This is a genomic window from Leptospiraceae bacterium (assembly GCA_016708435.1).
Classification (GTDB): domain Bacteria; phylum Spirochaetota; class Leptospiria; order Leptospirales; family Leptospiraceae; genus UBA2033.
On the sequence record JADJFV010000020.1, the window covers coordinates 18202 to 39445 of the forward strand.

Sequence of the window (21244 nt, forward strand, 5' to 3'; positions counted from 1 at the left end):
ATCTTCTTTCCTTATTCTTTATTACTTTTAAAGAATATTCTTTAATTCTTTTGACGGTATACTTTCACTATGCCGCCAATCTTGCCTGTTGTTAAATATAAGTAGTTAAGTCCAGAGTAGACGGATGACATTCCATCGAATACCTGCAAATTGTTTGATGCATCACCTAAACCATCCACTCCTATCTGACTGAAGTCAGCCGTCACAATTGGGTTAGCTGTATTAGTCCGCCAAATTTCTACACCTGTGGTTGGATTGTCGAAACCAACATAGAGATATGTTCCGTTAGTTACCAATAGAGACAACGTTCGATTATTACCATCACCCATCGAAGTTTGACCGGAACCATTGTTTGCGACTAACGTCCAGTCTCCAGGATCACAAGCAGTTGCTGTTGCTGGCAGCGGCAAAGATACAGTAGCCGGTGAGCACTTCCATAGCTGAGCAAACCTATTTGCTATAGGGCAAGCACAGTCGTCAGCCGATAGATTAGGACAGGTATAATTTTCACAGGTATTACGGGCTACGAAGAGTTTGCCCTGAAATACTGCCATCTGAGGAAATGCTTTATCCTGTGGCGAAAAATCAAATAGTTTAGGTAAATATCTAGAAAAACGTGTATTTGCATTATTCCAAGCTGCATCACTGGGGGTAATTACTGTTAGATCCGTTCCTAAAGCAGGAGCAGCAATCGTCCCGCGCACCAGACCACCATCATTCCCACTCAAAGAACATCCTCCACCGCCGGTATACATAAGCCCGTTAAAATCCATGAAGGTATCTAGAGAGACATTATTACTCAGACTAAAACTATCACAGGCAGCAGAAACTGCCGGAAAATTGTTCCCGCTAATAGTAGCTCCCACACCTGTCGGTGCAGCATAACCTCTTTGCGTTGTATTAGGAGCGGATAATGCCCCGAAGGCGGAAACATAGGCAAGCTTAGGAGCTCCACCGCCTGAGTCAGGAAAACTCAACCAAAGGGAGTTATTAAAAACTCGCGTCGCTATAAAGCCACGTAAATTGCCACCAGAAATTATACCGCTGAACTTCATATACTGGAAACTCGGACATGCATCTGTATCGGTGGTTACATAAATATCTCTTAAGTTACCCCCAGAATAATAGGAGCCACCAAAAAGATACTCCACTCCCAATATTGTCCCCGAAGTGAATAAACCACGACCATTCTGATTATTCGAACCACACCCCGCAGAGTTAGCTGTGCAACCAGATCTTCCAAAGGATGGGAAAAGTTGCGATGGAGTAACACCGTAAGCTGAGTTGAGGCTAATGCCTGTTGGATCTTGGTGAAGACCAAAGCTGAAATTAACAGGATTACTTCCATCAGGCTCAAAGTGAATACCGCCCGTTCCATTCTCGTTAGGACCTAGATACACTCGATTATTAAAAGAAAAAATATAAGAGAAATCAGTAAGTCCTGTTCCAAATGGATCGCTAGCAAGAGGACCATCTACAAAGTTTTGAGGTGGGACACCGCAACCGTTAAACGAAACACGATCATGAGGAGAGACTTGCACATTTTCAGTATCGCCCGCGTTTCTAATAGAGAATGGAGTTACCCAAAGAAATCCACCGGATGTATTATTGAACCCATCTCCATCTAGTGCATTGGCTACGGCTATTGTGTATTGTCCGCCACCTTGCAATTCTGGATGAGTAATACAAACTTTGGAAGAGTCGGCTGCTGCTCCACCGCATACAGACCCATCTAGAATTTTTGCGGTCGTTGGAGTAAGAACAGTAGAGCCAGTTATCGCATAACGTTTTTGACATTCCGTGCTTGTTGTGCAACCTGCAGATTTAGGAATGTCCAGTCCTGGAAAAACTGGTTTAGAAAAGGAAAGAATTAAACTTGTAGTAACAACGCAAGCAGCAGAGGAAGTTTTCAATTGTTCATTTCCTGTAAAGTCTGCATTATTTGGACAGCTTAGAGTTACCGGCTGTAAATCGTGAATGGCTGTCTTACTGGCAAGGAGACTATAGCTCTTAGCCCCAATTTGGGAAGCGCTTAGAGTTATATCATACGTTGTTCCGGAAACACTTAAAACAGATACAATGCTAAAATCAGTAGTCTGCGTGGATGACGTAAAATTGGTATTATCCGAACATAAACCACTGGCTGGTGATACTATGATTTTATAATTCGCAGCAGTCGCCGCTTGAACGGTATTCATTGCTTTAGAGTATACAACTCTCACTATAGTCGGAGCCATGGAAGAAACAGATGCTACGGTAGGAATGGAGGTATCAACAGCAGTAAAGGTTCCACTGAGAGTATTTACAGATGCAATATTTGTAGAGGTATTTGGAACAGTTGCATTATCTGTAATGGTTCCAACTATAGTAACGGTATCACCGGTAGAAATTGAGCTACCGCTTCCTGCAAAAGTAATAGTCAAAACGTCTCCCGCCAAATTCCAAGTAGCCGAAGTGATCGTTCCCCAAGTATGAGAAGAGGATAATGATAATATACTTGCAATATTAGAAGAGTCAATCGTTGGTTTATTCGTGCCCTCTGAAAATGTTAGAACAAGAGTATCGTCTGAGTCTACACCTGCGATTAAAGAAGCATTATCCGATACTACTGCCGTTAGTATTACAGGAGGTGCTTTGTCTTCAACGACAGAGCTAAGGTCTGCAATGGTTTGCAATTCGATTCCATTTCCCATCCACTTTCCTGTATTCATAAGAAAGGCAACGGATAACGCCGATGTTCCGCTTACAGTAGAATCGTTAGTGAAAAGAGTAATGATTGTATCATTTGCTGTTCCTGTGTCCGTATTAGGTGCGGCAATTAATCCTGTTCCTGTGTTGACTTTTATAGCAGCAGATCCCCCTATTGTAAATCGAGAGGCATCTGTATCTGTTATGGTAGAGTCAGTCATATTGGTAGAAAAGGTAATTTTTAACTGATCGATCTTTCCATTCCTATTTGTATCAAACTCTTGAATATTTGTTATGATAGGTCCTGCTGTGATACTTAAAAGTTTTAATACCGTATTACCGGTATTATTCGAAGCATCGTAAAGATTGCCATTACCCGCTATCGTATCAGAAGAATTGTCAGCGCTTATAAAATTGGTATTAGCAAGAAAGATTGCAGTCGTATCAATTGCACACGAATCCGCTCCCATACCAGTTAAAAAAGAAGCGCCATTTCCACTATCGTTTGAATACGTTAGGGAAGAGGCAGTCAGATTTCCCCCTGCTCCACAGGCTGGCATACCAGTCGAGCCCCAGACCGGTTCAGAAAAAGTTACTGTTAAATTTGTGCTAATACTAGTTCCAGAATTTGTTACGACTACTGGCTTTGCTCTATCTGCCTCTGTAACAGAACCAGTGCTGATTATTTCAAGCGATTTGGCACTTACAGCTAATAAATCAGGCAATACCGTAGTTGTTATATTTGGTTTCGAATCTGTATTGTATACACCGGCTTCGGTAAATTTAAGGAAGATTATCGCATCATTCACATTATCCGCAAGGACTGGTTCATTAGAACCATGCGATAAGAATACTCCCGCAGAGGTTCCACCTATTAACGCATAATCAACTGTTACCGTTAAAGCAGAAACCGCAGATAGAACTACAGGAATCGAAATTGTAGTAATGGTCTCACTGGAACTGGAAGTCGCTGCAGAAAATAATACAGTTGGAGTTGTAGTATTTACAACAATCGCTTTGTTTGCTCCAAGAGAGCCCGCAGTTCCAGGTGCGGCTAATGTTAAATTTGCATTATTATTGGAACTATCTTTTATAGTCCCACCATTCAGTGCAAGTGCGAGAGTAGAAATATAATCTAAGTCGTTACTGGTATATGGAGATAAAAGAGTGTAGGTAAAGGTTAATGTATTTGTGCCGCTACCTGATGCATAGCTAACTACAGCGTCTATTCCGCCAGTCTCCAGGCTAAGCTTTGGAACTCCCGTTACTATGACCACCTTATTGAATACAACTTGTATTGAAATTGTCTGTCCAACTCCATACATCCCATCTAAGGTAGAAGAAGTTACACTTGCAACTCCTGGCAAAACTGCATCAATCACAATGGCTTTATTTGCTCCAAGTGAATTGACTGATCCAGGTGTGGCTAATGTTACTATTGCGTTATTTGCACTTCCATCTGCGATTGTTCCACCATTCAACGAAAGTGCCGTTGTTGATAGATAATCCAGGTCAGGGCTGCTATTTCCAGATACGACCGTATAGACGAAGGTTAATGTATTTGTTCCGCTACCAGATGTATAGTTCACGATTGCATCGCTGATTCCTGTTTCCAGTGTAAGTTGCGGATTACCTGTCACGATTACGTTTGTATCAAATACCAATTGAATTGAAATTGCTTGTCCTAGTCCATAATTTCCATCTAATACTGAGGAAGTAACGTTAGTCACCATAGGTAAACCTATATTCAATACGATTGCCTTGTTTGCACCTAAAGACCCAACTGCTCCCGGTGCGGCTAATGTTAAAATGGAAACATTGTTTGCTAAGTCTGAAATAATACCTGCATTCAAAGCCAATGCAAGACTTGAAAAGTAATCTAAATCAGGCGATAAATGACCGGATAAAATCGTATAATTGAAAGTTAAAGTAGAAGTTCCTGAACCAGATGTATAATTTACTATTGCATCTGTCACACCTGTCTCTAACTTTATTTGAGGAGTTCCAGTTACATTGATTTTTTCACTGAAATTGATTTGAATTGAAATGATTTGTGTAGGAAAATAATTTCCATCGGGACTCGAAGAATTTACACTTGTAACTGTCGGTGCTGTAGTGTCGATTACGATGACTTTTCCGCTTCCCATTGAATAAACTGCTCCGGGAACCGGAAGAGTCAGTGTAATATCAGAGTTATTCGCTACTGATTTAATGCTTCCTTCATTTAGGATAAGAGCTATTTGACTTACAGCATCAAGTCCCACAAAGTCTTCTCCATTTCCTGCTTGCACTGTATAACGGAAAAGCAAAGTATCCGTTGCAGTTCCAGAAAAATAATTTACTTTTACTAAATTATTCAATGTAAATTGAGGGATTCCAGTCACATGGACTGCTTCCATAAATTTTACTCTAATGTTAATTACTGTTCCAGCAGGATAATAGCCAGTAGTCGTTGTAGTGGATACGGTTAAATTGCTACTCAATGCTGGCGGTGGAGGAATTCCTGGTGTTGGTGTTGGGTTAGGTGTTGAACTTGCTGTTAGTCCCCCGGCAGGTGGATTAAACAAACCCGGAAGAAGCAATGCCATTCCGCTTCCACCTTTGCTCGGTTGAAGCAGTAATGCAGCAATTGCAGGCCAAGCAGTGCAATTTGAAAATAGCAAGCTAATTACTAGGATTAATGCTACATTGATTTTCTTTTGTAAACGTTTCATGGGGTGCCTCTTTTTTTATCTACTATTTACATTTACTATTTTGATTCACAGTATGTTAAAAAGTTATATCCGAATTGGCTTTTCTAGCAGTGAGATATATCATTTAAGCGAGAGGGTGATTTTTTTTACCGTAGACGGCATACAAATAGTAACCGTTCAAGCCTTCGTTTGTGGTTAATGGTGAATATCCTTTTTAAATCTATTAAAGCAACTACTCAGCGGAACGGGTTGGTTATCGAACAAGGTAAGCTTAATCAAAGTAAAACTACCTTTGATTTAAGTAATCATTAAGTTTGTTACTTGCAAAGATACTATTCATTTTTTTAATATCAAAATAAGGCAAAATAAATGACTAATAAGTATAAAGAAATAATATCCGATTTAAAACTAATTTTACAAACTGATGATTTAGCACAGATAAAAGAAATGCTAAATAAAATAAAAGACCTAAATGATTCAAACTTAGAAGAAGCCTTGCTTTCTGGAATTAAATATACGAACACAAGCGATATGGCTGACTTTGAAAATTGGATGTTAGTTCCAAATGATATTTTTAAAGTAACAGACCAAGAGGACGACTCAATAAGTTCATTGGAGGGTAATTTATTGTATGCGCTCCTATCATTGATTGGAACAAGTCAATGTAAGACGGCAATGAATTTGAAATCGAAAGTTCATATGTTAAACTTTTCCAATTTACAAATTGCAGAGTTATCTCCTGAGATTGGAAAGTTTACAAATCTTTCCTCTTTAAAAATAGACAACAACTTGCTTACATCTCTACCTTCTGAGATTGGAAACCTATCAAAGCTTTCTATATTAGAAATTCATAATAATCAATTAACAAGTCTACCGCCAGAAATTGGAAATTTAACAGAACTCACTTCATTTGAACTATCTAGTAATCAAATTTCAAATCTTCCACCCGAAATTGGAAATTTAACAAAGCTTACCCATTTAGGAATTTTCAATAATCCAATAAAAAGTCTACCTTCTGTTATCCGCAAACTAAAGAATATTCCTGACTTAGAGAAGAACTTTGTTCCCTGGTTAGACGGCAATGTGCCTGAACAATTACAGGAACTATTCGCTAAGAAATTAGAAGAAAATGCAACTGGTGCTTCAACAATCAAATGCTTAAATTTGGGAATATGGGGCTATCCAAAAGCGGCCTGTGCTTGTGGAAAATTCATAGTATGCGCTACAGAGGAAGTTTTATCTGTCTGGGACTCTAGTAATTTCGAATTGTTATGGAATGAGAATGTAAGTGGAGTTAAAATGATTTCCATTTCAAAAAACGGAAAATTTTTTCTATGTGTATCAGATTTAGGATTTATAAGAAGATATGATATATCACCTGAAGGAATTGGAAAATTTATCTGGGAATCTGAAACGCAAACATTTCCTACCTCCCTATGTATTTCTTTTGACAATGAGAAATTTGCCATTTGTCATCAAGATATGGCAGGAGTAATTTACTTAAGAAAATGCTCTACCGGCGAACTGATAAAAACTTTTGGTGGCTCTGAAAATGACGACCCTTATGAAGGTTACGGTTACATTGGATTAGCCTTTTCGGCAGATGGTCTTAATATTTCAGCGGGAGATCAGGATTGGAGTCGAGTCAGAAATTGGAATGTAGAATCAGGTGAATTATTAGATCCGTTAGAAATATCAGGAGTTCAGTTCTGTTCGATAGACTATTCTGTGGATGGCAAATACTTTTTTACAGGAACAGTCGAGACTCCCGGTTCTGTTTGGGAAGTTGATACGCACGAAGAAATCCTATCGTTAGAAGATGGAATAGGGATGACAAGAATTGTTGCAGCACATCCTAGTAACGGTAATCTATTAGTATCCGCTGCCGCTGAAGTAATTCATATTTGGGATATTGAAGCGAGAAAACAAATCGCTGAATTTTTACTACCTGACGGACAATACTCTATTAATTCCCTTTCCTTTTCTGCGAGTGGATTTGTAGCCGCTATCGTTTCGTATGTTGGATATGTAGAACAAAGAAAAGACAGTTCCTTTCTTGTGATTGGATACATGGGATAGGCAAAACCTCCGTTAGGGCTATTTTCAAAGTTTTTATTCGTTAATCAGCTTACATTATCATTTCTTTTGTATAGAAATGATAATGTAAACTAAGTTTTTTTAATTTCTATAACTCAACGTCTTGCACTTGTTCTTTATCAAATTCTTTCCTTCCTTCTGGAGTCAGGACAATGTATTTGTCACCTTCTACGAAGATAACACCCTGTATGCGCTCACCTGATTTTAGAAGAAGAGTCTCTGCGCTCTTATCCATAATCTGCTCAATACGCTTCATTAACTCTGGAGACTTCATACGTTTTTTAATTTCTTCTTCTTTGAGCTTTTGATCTTTCAGTTTTGTTTTCTCTACTGCAATGATCTCATCGTATTCTTTTAGTTTTTCATCAAAGGTTTTGGCAGACACTTTTACTACAGGAGCTTGGACTTCTGGATCTTTTAGCTTCTGAGTTTTCTCAGTAAATGATTCAGGAACAATTGCTTTGTCTAGCTCTTCGGTCAACTTTGTCTTATCCGCTTTCTTTAGAACTTCTCCGATGCCCGTATCTTTTAATACTTTATCTGCATATTTTTTTGTAACGGTAGAAGTATATCCGGATTCAATCACTACTTCTTTTTCTATCAAATAAGCATCTAATTTTTGTAGAGTGGAACTTTTTTCTTTCACATCTTCTGGCAAAGCTTCTATTTCCGGTATAACAACCTTAGCCGCAACTTTGCCTTCATAGACAGAAATAGAACTAGAAGAGTCCTTTCCGATTTCCACTTCAAACTTAGTTCCTCTTACTCCAACAACAGAAGTAGGAGTAATCGTTTCTACGCTCTCTTTTGTATTTAACTTTTGCGTATTGACTAGAATCTTTCCGGTGAGCATTTTCAACTGTAGATTTTTAACTTCTTTTTTTAAATAACCCAATAGCGCAAAATCAGAGTTTTCCCTTAATCTTATGGTAACATCTGAATCCAATCCGGTGATTTGAATATCACAGGCAGCTTTTTTTCCAGTTTTAATGGATTCTTTTTCGTGCACTGCATCACCGACTTTTAATTGTTTGTCTCCCATCTTGACTTCGCCCAAAACAAATAAAACCAAACCCTGAGGTTTGAATTCTGGCTTTACCTCTACTACTTTTGGCTCTTCCTTTTTACATCCAGCGAGAAAGGCTAACAAGCAACACACGATGATTGTCCCAGCAAGTTGCGTAGGGACTTGATTAATCAAGTCCTTACGCAACATATACCCCTTTTCTTTTTTCATTATTATCTCCTTTTATATAAAATCCTTTCTTATGGTAGCGTAACTTTGGTCCATGTAATTCCATCAGTGGAACTAAGCAGATATTGACTTTGAGATGTTCCTACTTTTAAACTAAATACTGCATAGAACTTATCGCCTAATGCGGTATAGCCGTTCATACCCGCTAGAGTTCCTAAATCCGTTGGAAAAATGGGAGTAACCGTTGACCAATTCGTTCCATCGGTTGATCTTGTAGCCGAGAGCGTAAATACATTGTTATTCCAGATTCCAGCTATTAGTAAGTATATTCCTGTTGATGTCTTTATTAGTCTATTTGGCTGTGCATTAATTCCTGTATTAACAGTTCCGTCTGCGTTAATCGGAAAGGTAATCCCACCTGTGAGCGTTCCCGATGTAGATTTATAAATAGAAAGTGTTCCGTTATTATTGTTCCAAGCTCGATACGCATTATCCATATATACCGCAGAATAATTCCAACTGTTAAAAGAAAGTCCTCCAGTTATCGTTCCTGCATTCACCCAGCTTGTGCCATTGAATGTTTTACTCAATCCACAACCAGGATTACCATTATCCGCAACATAAAATGAATTGCAGGAAAATCCTGTATTTGTTGTCCAAGTAACTCCATCGGATGTGGTTAATAGTGCATTACCTGCAGAACTGTTAATTGAAAAATGTGATTTCCCACCTGAATAAAGAAATGAACTGCCTGAGTTCATGGTATACGTGCCTGTATTCGTTGTTGCTAATGTGATTGTATTCAAGTCCGTTCCCGTTCCATAGTATTGTGCATCTGTCGTTTGTGAACCCGTGGAAAAGGTAACCTTTTGTCCAAAGATCATATAACTCCCATTATCATAACCTACTAATGCAGCTTTACAACCTGAATTTCCAGTAGACGTGTAAGCACCTACACAATCTCCTATCTTCACAGAATACTTAGTAAAATCCGAACCGTTAGTCGAAACCCAAACAGTGGGAGCCGTAGAAGAATAAGAATCCGATGTTACAATAATTCTATCTGAGTATCCAAAGATGTTGGAGGGGGATGCAACATTGCCACCATTATTAAAACCACTACTAGCGTTAGAAAAACTCGTAGGCCAGATAATTAAGTCTGCAACAAATCCTATCGGAGTAAACGGATCACTTTGATTTTTGAATTTATAATCTCGCTTCGCACATTGGATAGAGAGTAAAGTCAATAGGAATAATAGTATATATTTTTTCATAGCAATTCTCCTAAAATTGAAATTCTAGATTGAGTTCATACTTTTGTTCAAACTTTCCTAAATAGGTGTAAGAATAAGGATTGAAATTTGGATAGATTCTCATAGAAGATGAGGGGATAATTTTGTTTTTCCCACTAAAGAAATAAGCATCTAATACATTGTATGCCCAAAATGCCAAGAGCACTCCAAGTGATTCATCTCTTTTTCTACTTGTTTCTTGAATTAACTTTCTATCTTCTATATAAGAATTGATTGCATATAACTTAACAGGAGTAGGAGCGAATGGCATATTAATAATAAACCCATTCGGATTGTTTTCATAACCCTTCTGCGCAATTTCTACTGCCTGATCGTCTGCATAAGTTTTTCCTGCAAGTAAAAGTCCAACCGATAAGAATAAAGATCCTTTCAGTTTATCCCCACCATAGATTTGTCCGTAACCCGGTAAGAATAAAGAACGAATAGCGCGTTGTGCGGGAGTGCTAGGTCTTTGGCTTTTTTCTCCTTTGAATGTTCCTTCGTTCCATTCTCTCGCCGCAAAATAAGAAGTAAACGCATCTGCTAATAAAAGAGCAACGAGAAATCCATTTGCAGTCGATTCTAAGGTTTCACGATTTCTCTTAGTATCTGCTGACGCATTTCCCTGTTGCATGATTGTTCTTCCTGTTACACCTCCCTCTAAACTATAACCTTTTCTTATATCTGAAATCGTATATGAAAAGAATAAGCACTGCGTATTTCCATTGGACGCATATTGCCCACTGCAATAGGGTAGTGTTACATTTACAGTATACGCCTCTGCGATTCCAATCTTATGTTTTTCTTTCGCAGTCCTTACATCCAGAAAATTAACAAATGCAACAGTTTCTAAAAGAGTAAAAGTTCCTCCGCCCCAATAGTTCTTAGTACGGTATAATCCCGAATAGCCGGGGATAATGGATAATGCTGCGTTACCCCAAGGACTAATCTGATCTTCCTCCGGACGAAATTCCCATTCACTTCCTTCTGCGGATGCTTCTGCTACCCGTTCCTTTTCTTTTTCTTCTTCCAATTTCTTTTGCTCTATGGTAAGTGCTGCTAATAGACTTGTCCACACGATTGGTCTTACTCTTACCGTTTTAAATTCCTTCTTACTGCTTTCTTCGATTCGTCCGTTCTCATACTCGACACGTATCGTCTGACGTTTCACTGTTGCCTTGACGTTACTTATCACAGTCCCATTCTTCTTTACAACCTCATCTGAAAAGATTGGGATTGTTAAGAAGAGGATTATTATCGTCATTGTAGAGACGCGATTATTCTGTCTTTATTTTCATTCGATTCCCCTATTTTTTTTTAAGAAATTTATCATGCTTATCCATTCAAATCCTTTCTTATGGTAGCGTTACTTTGGTCCACGTAATCCCATCTGTGGAGCGAAGTAAGTAGAATGAATAGTAGGTTGCATTAGCTGCTTTTAATCCCATCACAGCATAGAACTTATCGCCTAATGCGGTATAACCGTTCATACCCGCTAGTGTTCCTAAATCACTTGGAAATATTGGAGTAATCGTTGACCAATTTGTTCCATCTGTAGACCTTATCGCCGAATAGGTAAATACATTGTTAATATAGTTTCCGGCTAATAGTAAGTATACTCCTGTTGATGTTTTTACCAGTTTACTTGGACTTCCATTTGTAATGCCATTCATACTGACAGTTCCTTCTGCGTTAGCCGGAAAGGTAATCCCTCCTGTAAGCGTTCCCGATGTAGATTTATAAATAGAAAGTGTTCCGTTATTATTGTTCCAAGCTCTATACGCATTATCCATATATACCGCAGAATAATTCCAACTGTTAAAAGAAAGTCCTCCAGTTATCGTTCCTGCATTTACCCAGCTTGTTCCATTGAATGTTTTTACTAATCCACAACCGGGATTACCGTTATCCGCAAGATATAAACTAGAACAATACTGACTCGCAAATGTATTCCAGGTAACTCCATCGGATGTGATTAATACCGCGCTGCCCCCATTCGTATTTGCCGTAGTATACAATTTCCCGCTTGCATAGAGAAATTTAGCATCATACGAATTTACGGTATACGTCCCAGTATTCGTTGTTGCTAATGTGATTGTATTCAAGTCGGTTCCTGTTCCATAGTATTGTGCGTCTGTTGTTTGTGGGCCTGTGGAATTGGTAAACTTTTGTCCTAAGATCATATAACTCCCATTGTCATACCCAACCAATGCAGCTTTACAGCCTGTAGATGTCGAACTACTAGAAGTAGATTGAACACCTACACAATCTCCTATCTTCACAGAATACTTTGTAAAATCCGAACCGTTAGTCGAAACCCAAAAAGTGGGCGCCGTAGAAGAATAAGAATCTGATGTTACAATAATTCTATCCGAGTAACCGAAAATATTCGAAGGTTGATTGGATGATCCAGAGTTAAAGCCAGAAGAATTTGCTCCATATATATCTGCTGCCAATTTGTAAACCAAAAAAGAACTTTGATTGGCAGGATCGAATATATTTTGTTTCGCTGCGTCTAATTCGTCATTTCTGCAACTAGTCAAACTGCAAAATAAAATTATTAAAATAATATATTTCATATTAAAACTCCACTGTTAGATTTAGCGTATAATAAGGTTCAAGTCGAAAACTACCACCTACACCCGGTGCGCTTCGATAGGACATATTCGGTGTTATCCGTATCTTGTTATCTAATTTATTCACTCCTGATAGAAAAGTTGCATCTAACAAATTCCAAGCCCAAAAAACTCCAAAGTATGTCCAAGCCTGGTTTCGTTTTTCTACTGCATCTGCCAATCCTTCTTGCTTATCTTTTGTTAGTAAATTAGATACTGCGTATGCCTGTACCGGGTTGAATTGAAAAGCATACAGTGAATATGTCGGCATGAAAACAAACAGAGTATCCTTGTAATTACGAAAAGTATTTGCCACACTAGACTCCGTAGCAGCCACATTTCCGAAGAGTGCAAGTCCAACGGCTAAGTAAGAGTATCCTTTAATTGTATCTCCTCCATAGATTTGTCCCAAACCTGGAAAAAAAAGCGACCGACTAAATCGACTTAAACGGGTGGTTGGCTTTTGTGATTTTGTTCCTGTATAATTCCCTTCGTTCCAGGTACTCGCACTAAAATAGGACAATACACTATCAGTGAGAAGAATGGCACCAAGAAATGCAGAAGCATTCATTAGCTCTTGCGAATAAGCACGATTAGTCTTACCTTGCACATCGAAAGAGGTTAAATCTCTACCACTAATAGCTCCTTTATATTTATAAGTTCGAGTCCCAAATAATATGTAGTCAGGAATTATTCCATAAGAAAAGTTTTCTGATGTAAAATAGCTACTGGTATTATTAATAGTTGTTGATGATGGATCCTTTGGTTTAAGAATATATCCCAATTGTGTAGTCACTTGCAGTTGAATAAAATTAACTGTTTGATAATATTCCGGTATATTTGCCGTAACCTTCTTAGCGCCTGCTACATCTAGAAAGTTAAACAGGGCAAGTGACTCCAAAGCAGAAAAAACCCCACCACCAAAGTAATTCTTAGTGCGGTATAATCCCGAATAGCCGGGGATAAGACCTAATGCAGCATTTTTCCAGGGGCTAATCTGATCTTCCTCTGGACGAAATTCCCATTCACTACCTTCTGCGGATGCCTCTGCTACCCGTTCCTTTTCTTTTTCTTCTTCTAGTTTCTTTTGCTCTATGGTAAGTGCTGCTAGTAGACTTGTCCACACGATTGGTCTTACTCTTACCGTTTTAAATTCCTTCTTACTGCTTTCTTCGATTCGTCCGTTCTCATACTCGACACGTATCGTTTGACGTTTCACTGTTGCCTTGACGTTACTTATCACAGTCCCATTTTTCTTTACAACCTCATCTGAAAAGATTGGGATTGTTAAGAAGAGGATTATTGTAAATAACCCCAACGCAATCGTATAGACGCACGAAAACTCAATGTTGCTTCTTTGGGGCGCAACATAAGGTGCGTCTCTACGGGAATAAATATTTCTTTCTTTGTTCATGCTATCTCCAGCTTACTATTCAAATTTGTAAGCGGTTATTTTCCTTCATAATGAACAATTTTTTTTGATTTGTCAATACGCCAAACAGCGTACTATTAAAGCGAAAAATGAGTTTCATTTTCAAAACAAGGATTGCGCCTATCGACTGATTGGAGAGGATTACTTTTCTATTTACATATAGAAAGATTTATCTCTCTAACATTTTTTGAATTTGAATATAGAATCTTTTATGTTCTGGTTTAATGCTAAAAATGTTTTCATTTGTTTTGATCGAGATAAACTCTTCTACTTCTTTGACTGAGTCTCGGAGGTAAACAGCCATTTGCTTGTCTTCAATAGCAACATGGGAAATGAGCCATTGCTTTAAATCATTCACCATACCAAGGTATACGGAAGCGACGCCATCTTTCTTTTGCAAGTTTCGAAAGTTGATAAACTCGATGAAGTTTTTATGCTCTCTAATATGCTTATTATAATCAGGATAACCAAATTCCTTCATGATTGTTTCTTCGATAAGAAAATGATCTCTCGCATAGTTTATCATTTCTAGGATAGATTTTTTAAAGAAAATATCTCGATCACGCGCATTATCAGTCCTATTCGCTCTTTCCAATTCAACAAGAACTTTAACCAACCATAAATGTTGTGTGTCTATAGTTGGAATATGCAAACCCAATGAATATGCTTTCCAGATTTTATGAACGTCAGTCGCTATATCACGACTGATAACTTCAACCATATTATCATTACCACAGATTCTATTAAATAAATTGGCTTGATCTTTACTGATCAAAACTGATTTCTGATTTTTCATCAAGTCATCAAAAAATGGTCGAGTATCTATTCTCTCTTTTAAAAAGAACTCCTTGTATTTTGTATCTTCTACTAAAATATGTTTTATCAGCCACTCTTTTAGGATTCTTATAAATTCAGATATCTGCTCGTTCGTATTAATTTGCCTGTAGGAAATGTTTTGCGAAATCTCTTCGACGAAGCCTCTATGCTGAATCAAATGCTTTTTTGTTTCGGGAAACTCTGCGTAATCCAGAAGACATTCCTCTACCCAAAAATGCTCCGTAACAAAATTTACTAAATCAGAAATGATCGAGTCTATTCTTTCAATTGACTCAGGAGAATCAGGTTTCTTGCTTTCATTTTCCAATTGTAACAGTAACCATACAAGCCATGTATGATGCAGGTCAATGATTGGAATATCTAAAGCAAAATTATTCTCCCTCCAAATAGATCGGAGTGTTTCTTCCATTTTTAATTGAGGCTCGAGAATCTGTGTGTTTAGTTTTTGCATAGCGGTTACCTAGAAGTATCCCATCTCAGAGGCTTTTTTCATTAGCTCGACTCGATTGGTAACGTGAAGTTTTTTATAGATGTTATTGATATGCTTTCGTATGGTGCCTTCGGAAATACCAAGTTGAAATGCAATCTTGTTGTTTTTCATTCCCGATATAATAAGTTCTAAAACTTGTTTTTCTCTTAAGCTAAGTATTTCTTCTGTAGGGCATAAGCGTGAACGAAAAAAGTGTAAGACTCTAATTCCAATCGAGGGCGACATGACAGAGCCATCATTTAAAATATCCTCAACGCAGGATTTTAATTCTTTCAATTCATTTTTCCAAATGTAGCCATTAGCCCCAAACTGTAGAGCCTGAAAGATGGTGTCATCGGATGAAATACCTGAGATGACTAGTATTTTTAGAGCCGGAAATTTTTCTTTGACTAACTTGATTAAATCAATCCCACTCATATCAGGAAGACCAATGTCTACAAGCAGAATATCTAGACTCTGGAGATTATTATCCCGATAACAATCTTCCGCATTCTTCCAAATAGAAATACTTTGATACTCCAAAAGTTCTTCTTTCAGACGAGCTCTAAAAAATTCCTCATTTTCTACAATTCCAATTTTACAATCTGAATTCATCTTAGGTTAAACTATACATTGTTCTAAAGAAAAAGCAATACGCAAAACAGCGTACTTTTTCAAAAGCTTACATTTCTATGTAAAAAAAGGAAAATAAAAACGAGAATGAAACTTATCCTTATCTTCGCAATAAAGGTCGTAACCGCCAATTTCACGTAACCGAATCGCAATGTTTCTTTTTCCATTACCTGCACCTTTATGATCGATTGTATATCTCGTTGGGCTGATAATTTCTAAGCATAAGTTTTCCTTATATCTAAAAAATTTCCATTCCGAAAGACCATACCCATATTTTAAATCATTCGTTCCATTTTCTTGTGAAATAGAAAATAGAACTTCGATTAGTTTGTTGGAAAATCTATTCTCTGTAATATCATAGAGTGCTTCTTCACAGAAGAAATTAATCTCCCTATCATATGTCGCATAACGTCGAATTACCAATAGACGAATTCCATTGAGTGGGTCTTTTCTTAGTATTTCCAAGTCTTCGATAGAATACATTTTCATTCTAAGATTGTCTTCTAGCTTGTAAATGGCTTGCTTTGCTTTGTCTAAATTGTCTGATTTGTTAGAAGTAGTTTGCGAAAGTTCACTCAAGGATTTTTTCAAATCTAAAATATTCGAACCCATATGATCGTGAATGTCAACAAATATCTTCTGTCTTTCTTTTTGCACAGCGAGTTCTTTTTCTAAGGAAGACGCTCTTTGTATTTCATAATAATTTTTTCGATAGACTTCTTCTAATGCAATGCTTCTTTCTTGAACCTTTTCTTCAAGATCCGTTTTTAATTCATTCAATTCTTTATTTGTTGTAGTGAGAGAATTTGTCTTTTGCGTCAACTCAAGAGTCAGATTTTCAGAAAGAGTAAATGCTTTCGAAAATTTTATAGATAGAGAAAAAGATTGAAAGAATAGAAATCCAAACAAAGTAAAAGGGAATAGAAAATGCCAGAATATAATATGCTCAATATGAAGCATATCTGTAATCGATCCACCGGCAAGAATGAGCACACCAATAAATGAACTGATAGATCCAACTCTTTTGTTTCGAATTGCAGAAAGGTTTACATAAATAATATAAGGTATCGAAAATAACACATACAATTCATATGGAATTAGAAATTGAGTGTATTCAAAATGTGGAAGAATAATCACCGTTAGGCAGAGAAAAAAGAAACAAATCCAGGTGATTCGAATATAATTTCTGTTCGTTTCTTCTTTAAACAAATAGTAGAGAAAGGAGATAAAGAAAGGAAATGCTAGATAAGCAGTTAAATAGTCTATTCTGAAAGTTATCTCAAATGGCAAAAAAGGAAATGTATAAATCAGTATTTTCTGACCAACTATTAGAGTGCGTATACCAAAGTCTAGGCAGAACAATCCAAAAATAAAGTGCTTTTATCTTGCGTTCGAATCAGAAAAAGTCCAAAATGATAGACACTCATAATAAAGAGTCCACCAAACACCATCGTCTCCAGAGAGAAGATAATATTGGTTATGCGGTAAATCTCATAAGCTTTTCCAAAAGAAAAATCTCCCCATACTCCACCCGTTCTATCCATGAAATTCGATATTTGTATTGTAATATGAATTTCTTTTTCCGTGGATAAATTTAAAGAAACTACTTCGGGTATAACAAAAGCGGTCATTGCTTCTCTGGTCTTACCAATTTTTCCACCTTCGTGAATCAGTGTTTCATTTATCCATATCTTATAGGCTGTGCCAATTTCAGGAATTTTAATTGCTAGATTTTCGAAAGCTTTGGGAAGTTTAACAAGAAGATGAATTGTAATATATCCATCACCGGGTAATACCGAGTTGCCGACTTTTAAGTCTTTCCAAACACCAGGAACTTTTAGGTATGTATCGATATTTCTTTTTTTCTCAATGATTTCTTCGTAAGAGAGAAATTGATTCCAATAAAAATCCCATTCTCCTTCTAAGGTGACTGTGCCATCTTTATCAAAATCCCATTGACTCAGATCAAGCTCTCCTTTTGTGGCTTTCATCTGAACTTGGGAAGATTTGTCAACACAACCCAGAAGAATAAAAAGAATTGAAAGCAAACAAAGAATTTGTAGAGTAATTTGGATTAGTCTTATTTTATTTCGAAAAATTTGCATCTATTTTTATATAACTCTTCCCTATTCAGCTTTCTTCGAGAGCAGCTAAAGGCAAATCGTTGTTTGTCTTTACATATTGGTTCAATTTATGAAAATCAGATTCCTTACATTGCAAGGTAAGAAAAGTCCCTTCTTCTTTATGCTCAACGGACTCTACAATTGCATGCTCATTCAAATAAGAAACAACACTTCCATCGCTATAGGGAATTAGGATGCTACATTCAATATAAAGTTTATATATTTGTTTTTCTATCAGTTCAACTAATTCACTGATTCCAGTTCTATTTTTAGCAGACAAATAGATTCTGTCTTCTTGTGCAGTTGGAATACTTATATCTGTAAGCTCAGACTTATTGTAGACGTAGATAACAGGTATATGACTCGCACCGATTTGATTTAGCGTATCGGTTGTGACTTTGATTTGTTTTTTATAATTTGGATTGGAGTAGTCTACAAGATGTAAAAGTAAATCTGCTTCAATCACTTCTTCGAGCGTTGTGCGAAATGCTTTTACTAGCTCATGTGGAAGATCACTTACAAAACCGACCGTATCAGATAAAAAAGAACATTTTATGATTCGGAAGATAAATACTCCTGACGGATGTTTCAAGAGTAGCAAAAAGCATATCTTTTTCTAATACTTTTTTAGATTCCGGTTTTTTATAGGTTTCAACCATTGCATTCATAAGAGTAGATTTGCCAGAATTTGTATAACCAACCAATGCGATAGATGAAATATCTGTCTTCTTTCTTTTTTTTCGTTGTGTTTCTCTTTCTTTAGAAAGGGCTTCCAACTCATGATTTAGTTCCGAAATTTTGGCAGCTTAGCCACTTCTACTTGTAATTTTGCTTCTCTTGTTTTTGCACGCTCGGAAAATATTTCTAAGATTAAAGTGGTTCTATCTAAAATTCTACAACCTAATTCTGTTTCTAGATTATGAAGTTGAGAAGGAGAAAGTTCATTGTTAAAAATAAGAACATTTCCGTTATTTTCCGCTAAGAGCAAACGAACTTCTTCCACCTTTCCCGCACCAATGTAATGAGCAGGATGAACCGATTTTAGATTTTGCTCTAATACACCTACAACCAACAACCCGCGAGCAATTGCTAAATTTTTTAGCTCTTCCATTGATTCCCGAAAGTCAGTTTGGTCTTTAATATTTACTCCAATTAAAATTGCTTTTCATTTTCTTCTGCTTTCACAGTTTACACTCAGAACTATTCATAAAATAATTCAAGAAAGCTATTCAAACTATCCAATGAATTGAAATAAGGAAACAGGTTTTGATTTTCCTCTTACCGTTACAGGAGTCCAACTCCTTCCACTTATACTTTGCATTAGGTAGGTGTTTGATTACATCTGTAGATACAAGTATTTCGGCGGAGTATTGTTTGGTCAGAGATTCAATTCGACTGGCCAGATTGACAGTGTCTCCAATAACGGTTGTCTCAAGTCTATTCTCTGAACCTACTGTGCCTAAGATTAATTCTCCAAAGTGAATTCCAATTCCCGTTTTAAGTCTAGAGCCATCGGGCAAGATTTGTTCTTTAGTAACTTCCATCATAGCAATGGCTGCTTCGAGAGCTTTTTCTGGTTCTACGAATAATGCCATGATTGCATCCCCTATAAATTTATCTATGAATCCACCTTTGGATTCTATGATAGGCTCCATGATTTCTAAATAGCGATTTAAAAAAGCAAAAGTTTCTTTGGTCCGCGCTATCGTTTCGGAAAGTGAGGTAAATCCGCGTATGTCGGTAATAAAACTGCCATCTCTAAAGACTTTGCATCTCCTTTTTTACTTGTAAAATATTTTCTTTGTCTAGATTTTTCAAGAACTGTTCTGGCACAAACCTTGCATCGATTTTGTATAGGCTCTCTCCAGTTCAAATGCTTCTCTTTCTTTATCAAAAATTTTCTCTAGCTTCTGCTTCTTTGATCCGCAAATCATTGACTCGAAAGCCAAGTGCTAGAGAAAGTAAAACGCTTCTAAACTAGAACTCCGAAGATTTGTCCATAATGAGTAAATGCATTTCCGGGAACAAACCTAAATTTTCCGCAAGGAAAAGCTAACTGAAATAAGAAGTGTCGTCCCAAGCAACTGCAAAAATAAGTGCAGGCTTATATGGCCCGAACGCAGCTAACGTAAAATGGCAACGACTATCGTATTGATTGCAGTCCAGGATATATATTTGCGATGGTAATTCCTTGCTTATGTTTAGAAATTTGATTGGAACAAAAGAAGGACTCCAAAATATAAACAACGAATAAATCAATTTTGATAATTTGGGGCTAATCTGTTTTATCTGCAAAAATTGATTTCCAAAGAGAATAGGCAAAAAGGGAGTAAAATACTCGTAACATTACGCAATAGAAATTCCATTGTCAATAATCGATCCAAACAAGAAACGCAAAGTATCCATAAACGCTCTTTGATAAAAAATAGTAAAAGTTAAAATATAGAATACATACCAGAGATAAGCTCGATTTCGAATCGATAAAAAAAGTAAAAAATTATACAACGCCAATGAAATCATTAATCCAAAAAATAAACCAAAAAGCAAATGACGGATAATGTCAAATTTTTGTAAAGCAGTCTTTTCCCAATAAAATAAAGGAACCGTTAGAGAATCATTCGACTGCAATGCTAAATAAAACTGACACTCTCCAGAAGAATGCTTAATCGGGAATTGATAATTAGGATGACTTGGAAGTATTTCACTCGAAAAATTCATTTCCTGACTGATAAAATGCAACCTGTGCACCTTCACAATATTGATAAAATCGGATATTGGAAATCAAAGGAGTGGCAGCTTCCATTACTGAATCTACACTTTGATTCAAACCAATTACTTTATCCAAAGCTCTTGACTCTGAATTCCAAAGTTCGGATAATCGGTGTTATTCTTTCACAAAATTCTTTGGATTTTCAGTTTTCAAAATTTCGTCTATAGACGTATCTTTGTTGTGAAAAGATAATAGGAATCAGGTCACAGAAGTATATAATCAACACTTTAATTTTTCGGGTGTACAGTCTGTCTAGGAACTGGCTCATAAGTATAAAAAGAAAACAAAAAGAGATGATTGGAGAAAGTATTTTTACATTCATTGATTCGAATCTATCCAGACAATCGTTTTCAAAGAGTAGCTAATTGAAAGCAAACTACCAGGTGTTGTGTAAAACATT

At 36.9% G+C, this 21244-nt stretch carries 13 protein-coding genes and 1 pseudogene; 1 reads left to right on the plus strand and 13 read right to left on the minus strand.

The features are described 5' to 3' along the window. Window positions 1-41 precede the first annotated feature (41 nt). The gene (locus tag IPH52_18150) at window positions 42-5402 is read right to left on the minus strand and encodes a hypothetical protein (protein MBK7056934.1); all 5361 of its coding nucleotides are present in this window, start codon (window positions 5400-5402) and stop codon (window positions 42-44) included. 348 nt (window positions 5403-5750) lie between these two features. On the opposite strand from IPH52_18150, the gene IPH52_18155 reads away from it, so the two are divergent. Continuing rightward, the gene (locus IPH52_18155; protein ID MBK7056935.1) at window positions 5751-7460 is read left to right on the plus strand and encodes a hypothetical protein; all 1710 of its coding nucleotides are present in this window, start codon (window positions 5751-5753) and stop codon (window positions 7458-7460) included. Window positions 7461-7566: 106 nt separating this feature from the next. Here IPH52_18155 and IPH52_18160 read toward each other — a convergent pair whose 3' ends face one another. From IPH52_18160 to IPH52_18215, 12 genes and pseudogenes are all read right to left on the minus strand, one after another. Beyond that, a complete protein-coding gene (locus tag IPH52_18160; GenBank protein ID MBK7056936.1) occupies window positions 7567-8715 on the minus strand; it encodes a FecR domain-containing protein in 1149 nt (382 codons plus the stop codon). Between the two features lie 29 nt (window positions 8716-8744). Continuing rightward, window positions 8745-9947 carry a hypothetical protein gene (locus IPH52_18165; protein MBK7056937.1) on the minus strand — a complete coding sequence of 401 codons (1203 nt, stop codon included), beginning with the start codon at window positions 9945-9947 and terminating at the stop codon, window positions 8745-8747. 10 nt (window positions 9948-9957) lie between these two features. Next, on the minus strand, window positions 9958-11229 hold the full coding sequence (locus tag IPH52_18170) for a hypothetical protein (GenBank protein ID MBK7056938.1): 1272 nt from the start codon (window positions 11227-11229) through the stop codon (window positions 9958-9960). A gap of 91 nt (window positions 11230-11320) precedes the next feature. Beyond that, the gene (locus IPH52_18175; protein ID MBK7056939.1) at window positions 11321-12544 is read right to left on the minus strand and encodes a hypothetical protein; all 1224 of its coding nucleotides are present in this window, start codon (window positions 12542-12544) and stop codon (window positions 11321-11323) included. A gap of 1 nt (window position 12545) precedes the next feature. Continuing rightward, a complete protein-coding gene (locus IPH52_18180) occupies window positions 12546-13994 on the minus strand; it encodes a hypothetical protein (GenBank protein MBK7056940.1) in 1449 nt (482 codons plus the stop codon). 187 nt (window positions 13995-14181) lie between these two features. Next, complete coding sequence (locus IPH52_18185; protein MBK7056941.1) at window positions 14182-15300, minus strand: hemerythrin family protein; 1119 nt, start codon at window positions 15298-15300, stop codon at window positions 14182-14184. Between the two features lie 9 nt (window positions 15301-15309). Further along, the gene (locus tag IPH52_18190) at window positions 15310-15933 is read right to left on the minus strand and encodes a response regulator transcription factor (GenBank protein ID MBK7056942.1); all 624 of its coding nucleotides are present in this window, start codon (window positions 15931-15933) and stop codon (window positions 15310-15312) included. 75 nt (window positions 15934-16008) lie between these two features. Then, window positions 16009-17313 carry a hypothetical protein gene (locus IPH52_18195; protein MBK7056943.1) on the minus strand — a complete coding sequence of 435 codons (1305 nt, stop codon included), beginning with the start codon at window positions 17311-17313 and terminating at the stop codon, window positions 16009-16011. Further along, on the minus strand, window positions 17301-17942 hold the full coding sequence (locus IPH52_18200) for a hypothetical protein (protein ID MBK7056944.1): 642 nt from the start codon (window positions 17940-17942) through the stop codon (window positions 17301-17303). Before IPH52_18200 ends, IPH52_18195 begins: the two co-directional genes overlap by 13 nt. A gap of 139 nt (window positions 17943-18081) precedes the next feature. Continuing rightward, window positions 18082-19185: pseudogene (gene hflX, locus IPH52_18205) on the minus strand (GTPase HflX). A 118-nt stretch (window positions 19186-19303) separates the two neighbouring features. Then, window positions 19304-19819, minus strand: a complete 516-nt coding sequence (locus IPH52_18210; GenBank protein ID MBK7056945.1) for an adenylate/guanylate cyclase domain-containing protein — start codon at window positions 19817-19819, stop codon at window positions 19304-19306. A 601-nt stretch (window positions 19820-20420) separates the two neighbouring features. Further along, window positions 20421-20792, minus strand: a complete 372-nt coding sequence (locus IPH52_18215) for a hypothetical protein (protein ID MBK7056946.1) — start codon at window positions 20790-20792, stop codon at window positions 20421-20423. Between the last annotated feature and the right edge of the window lie 452 nt (window positions 20793-21244).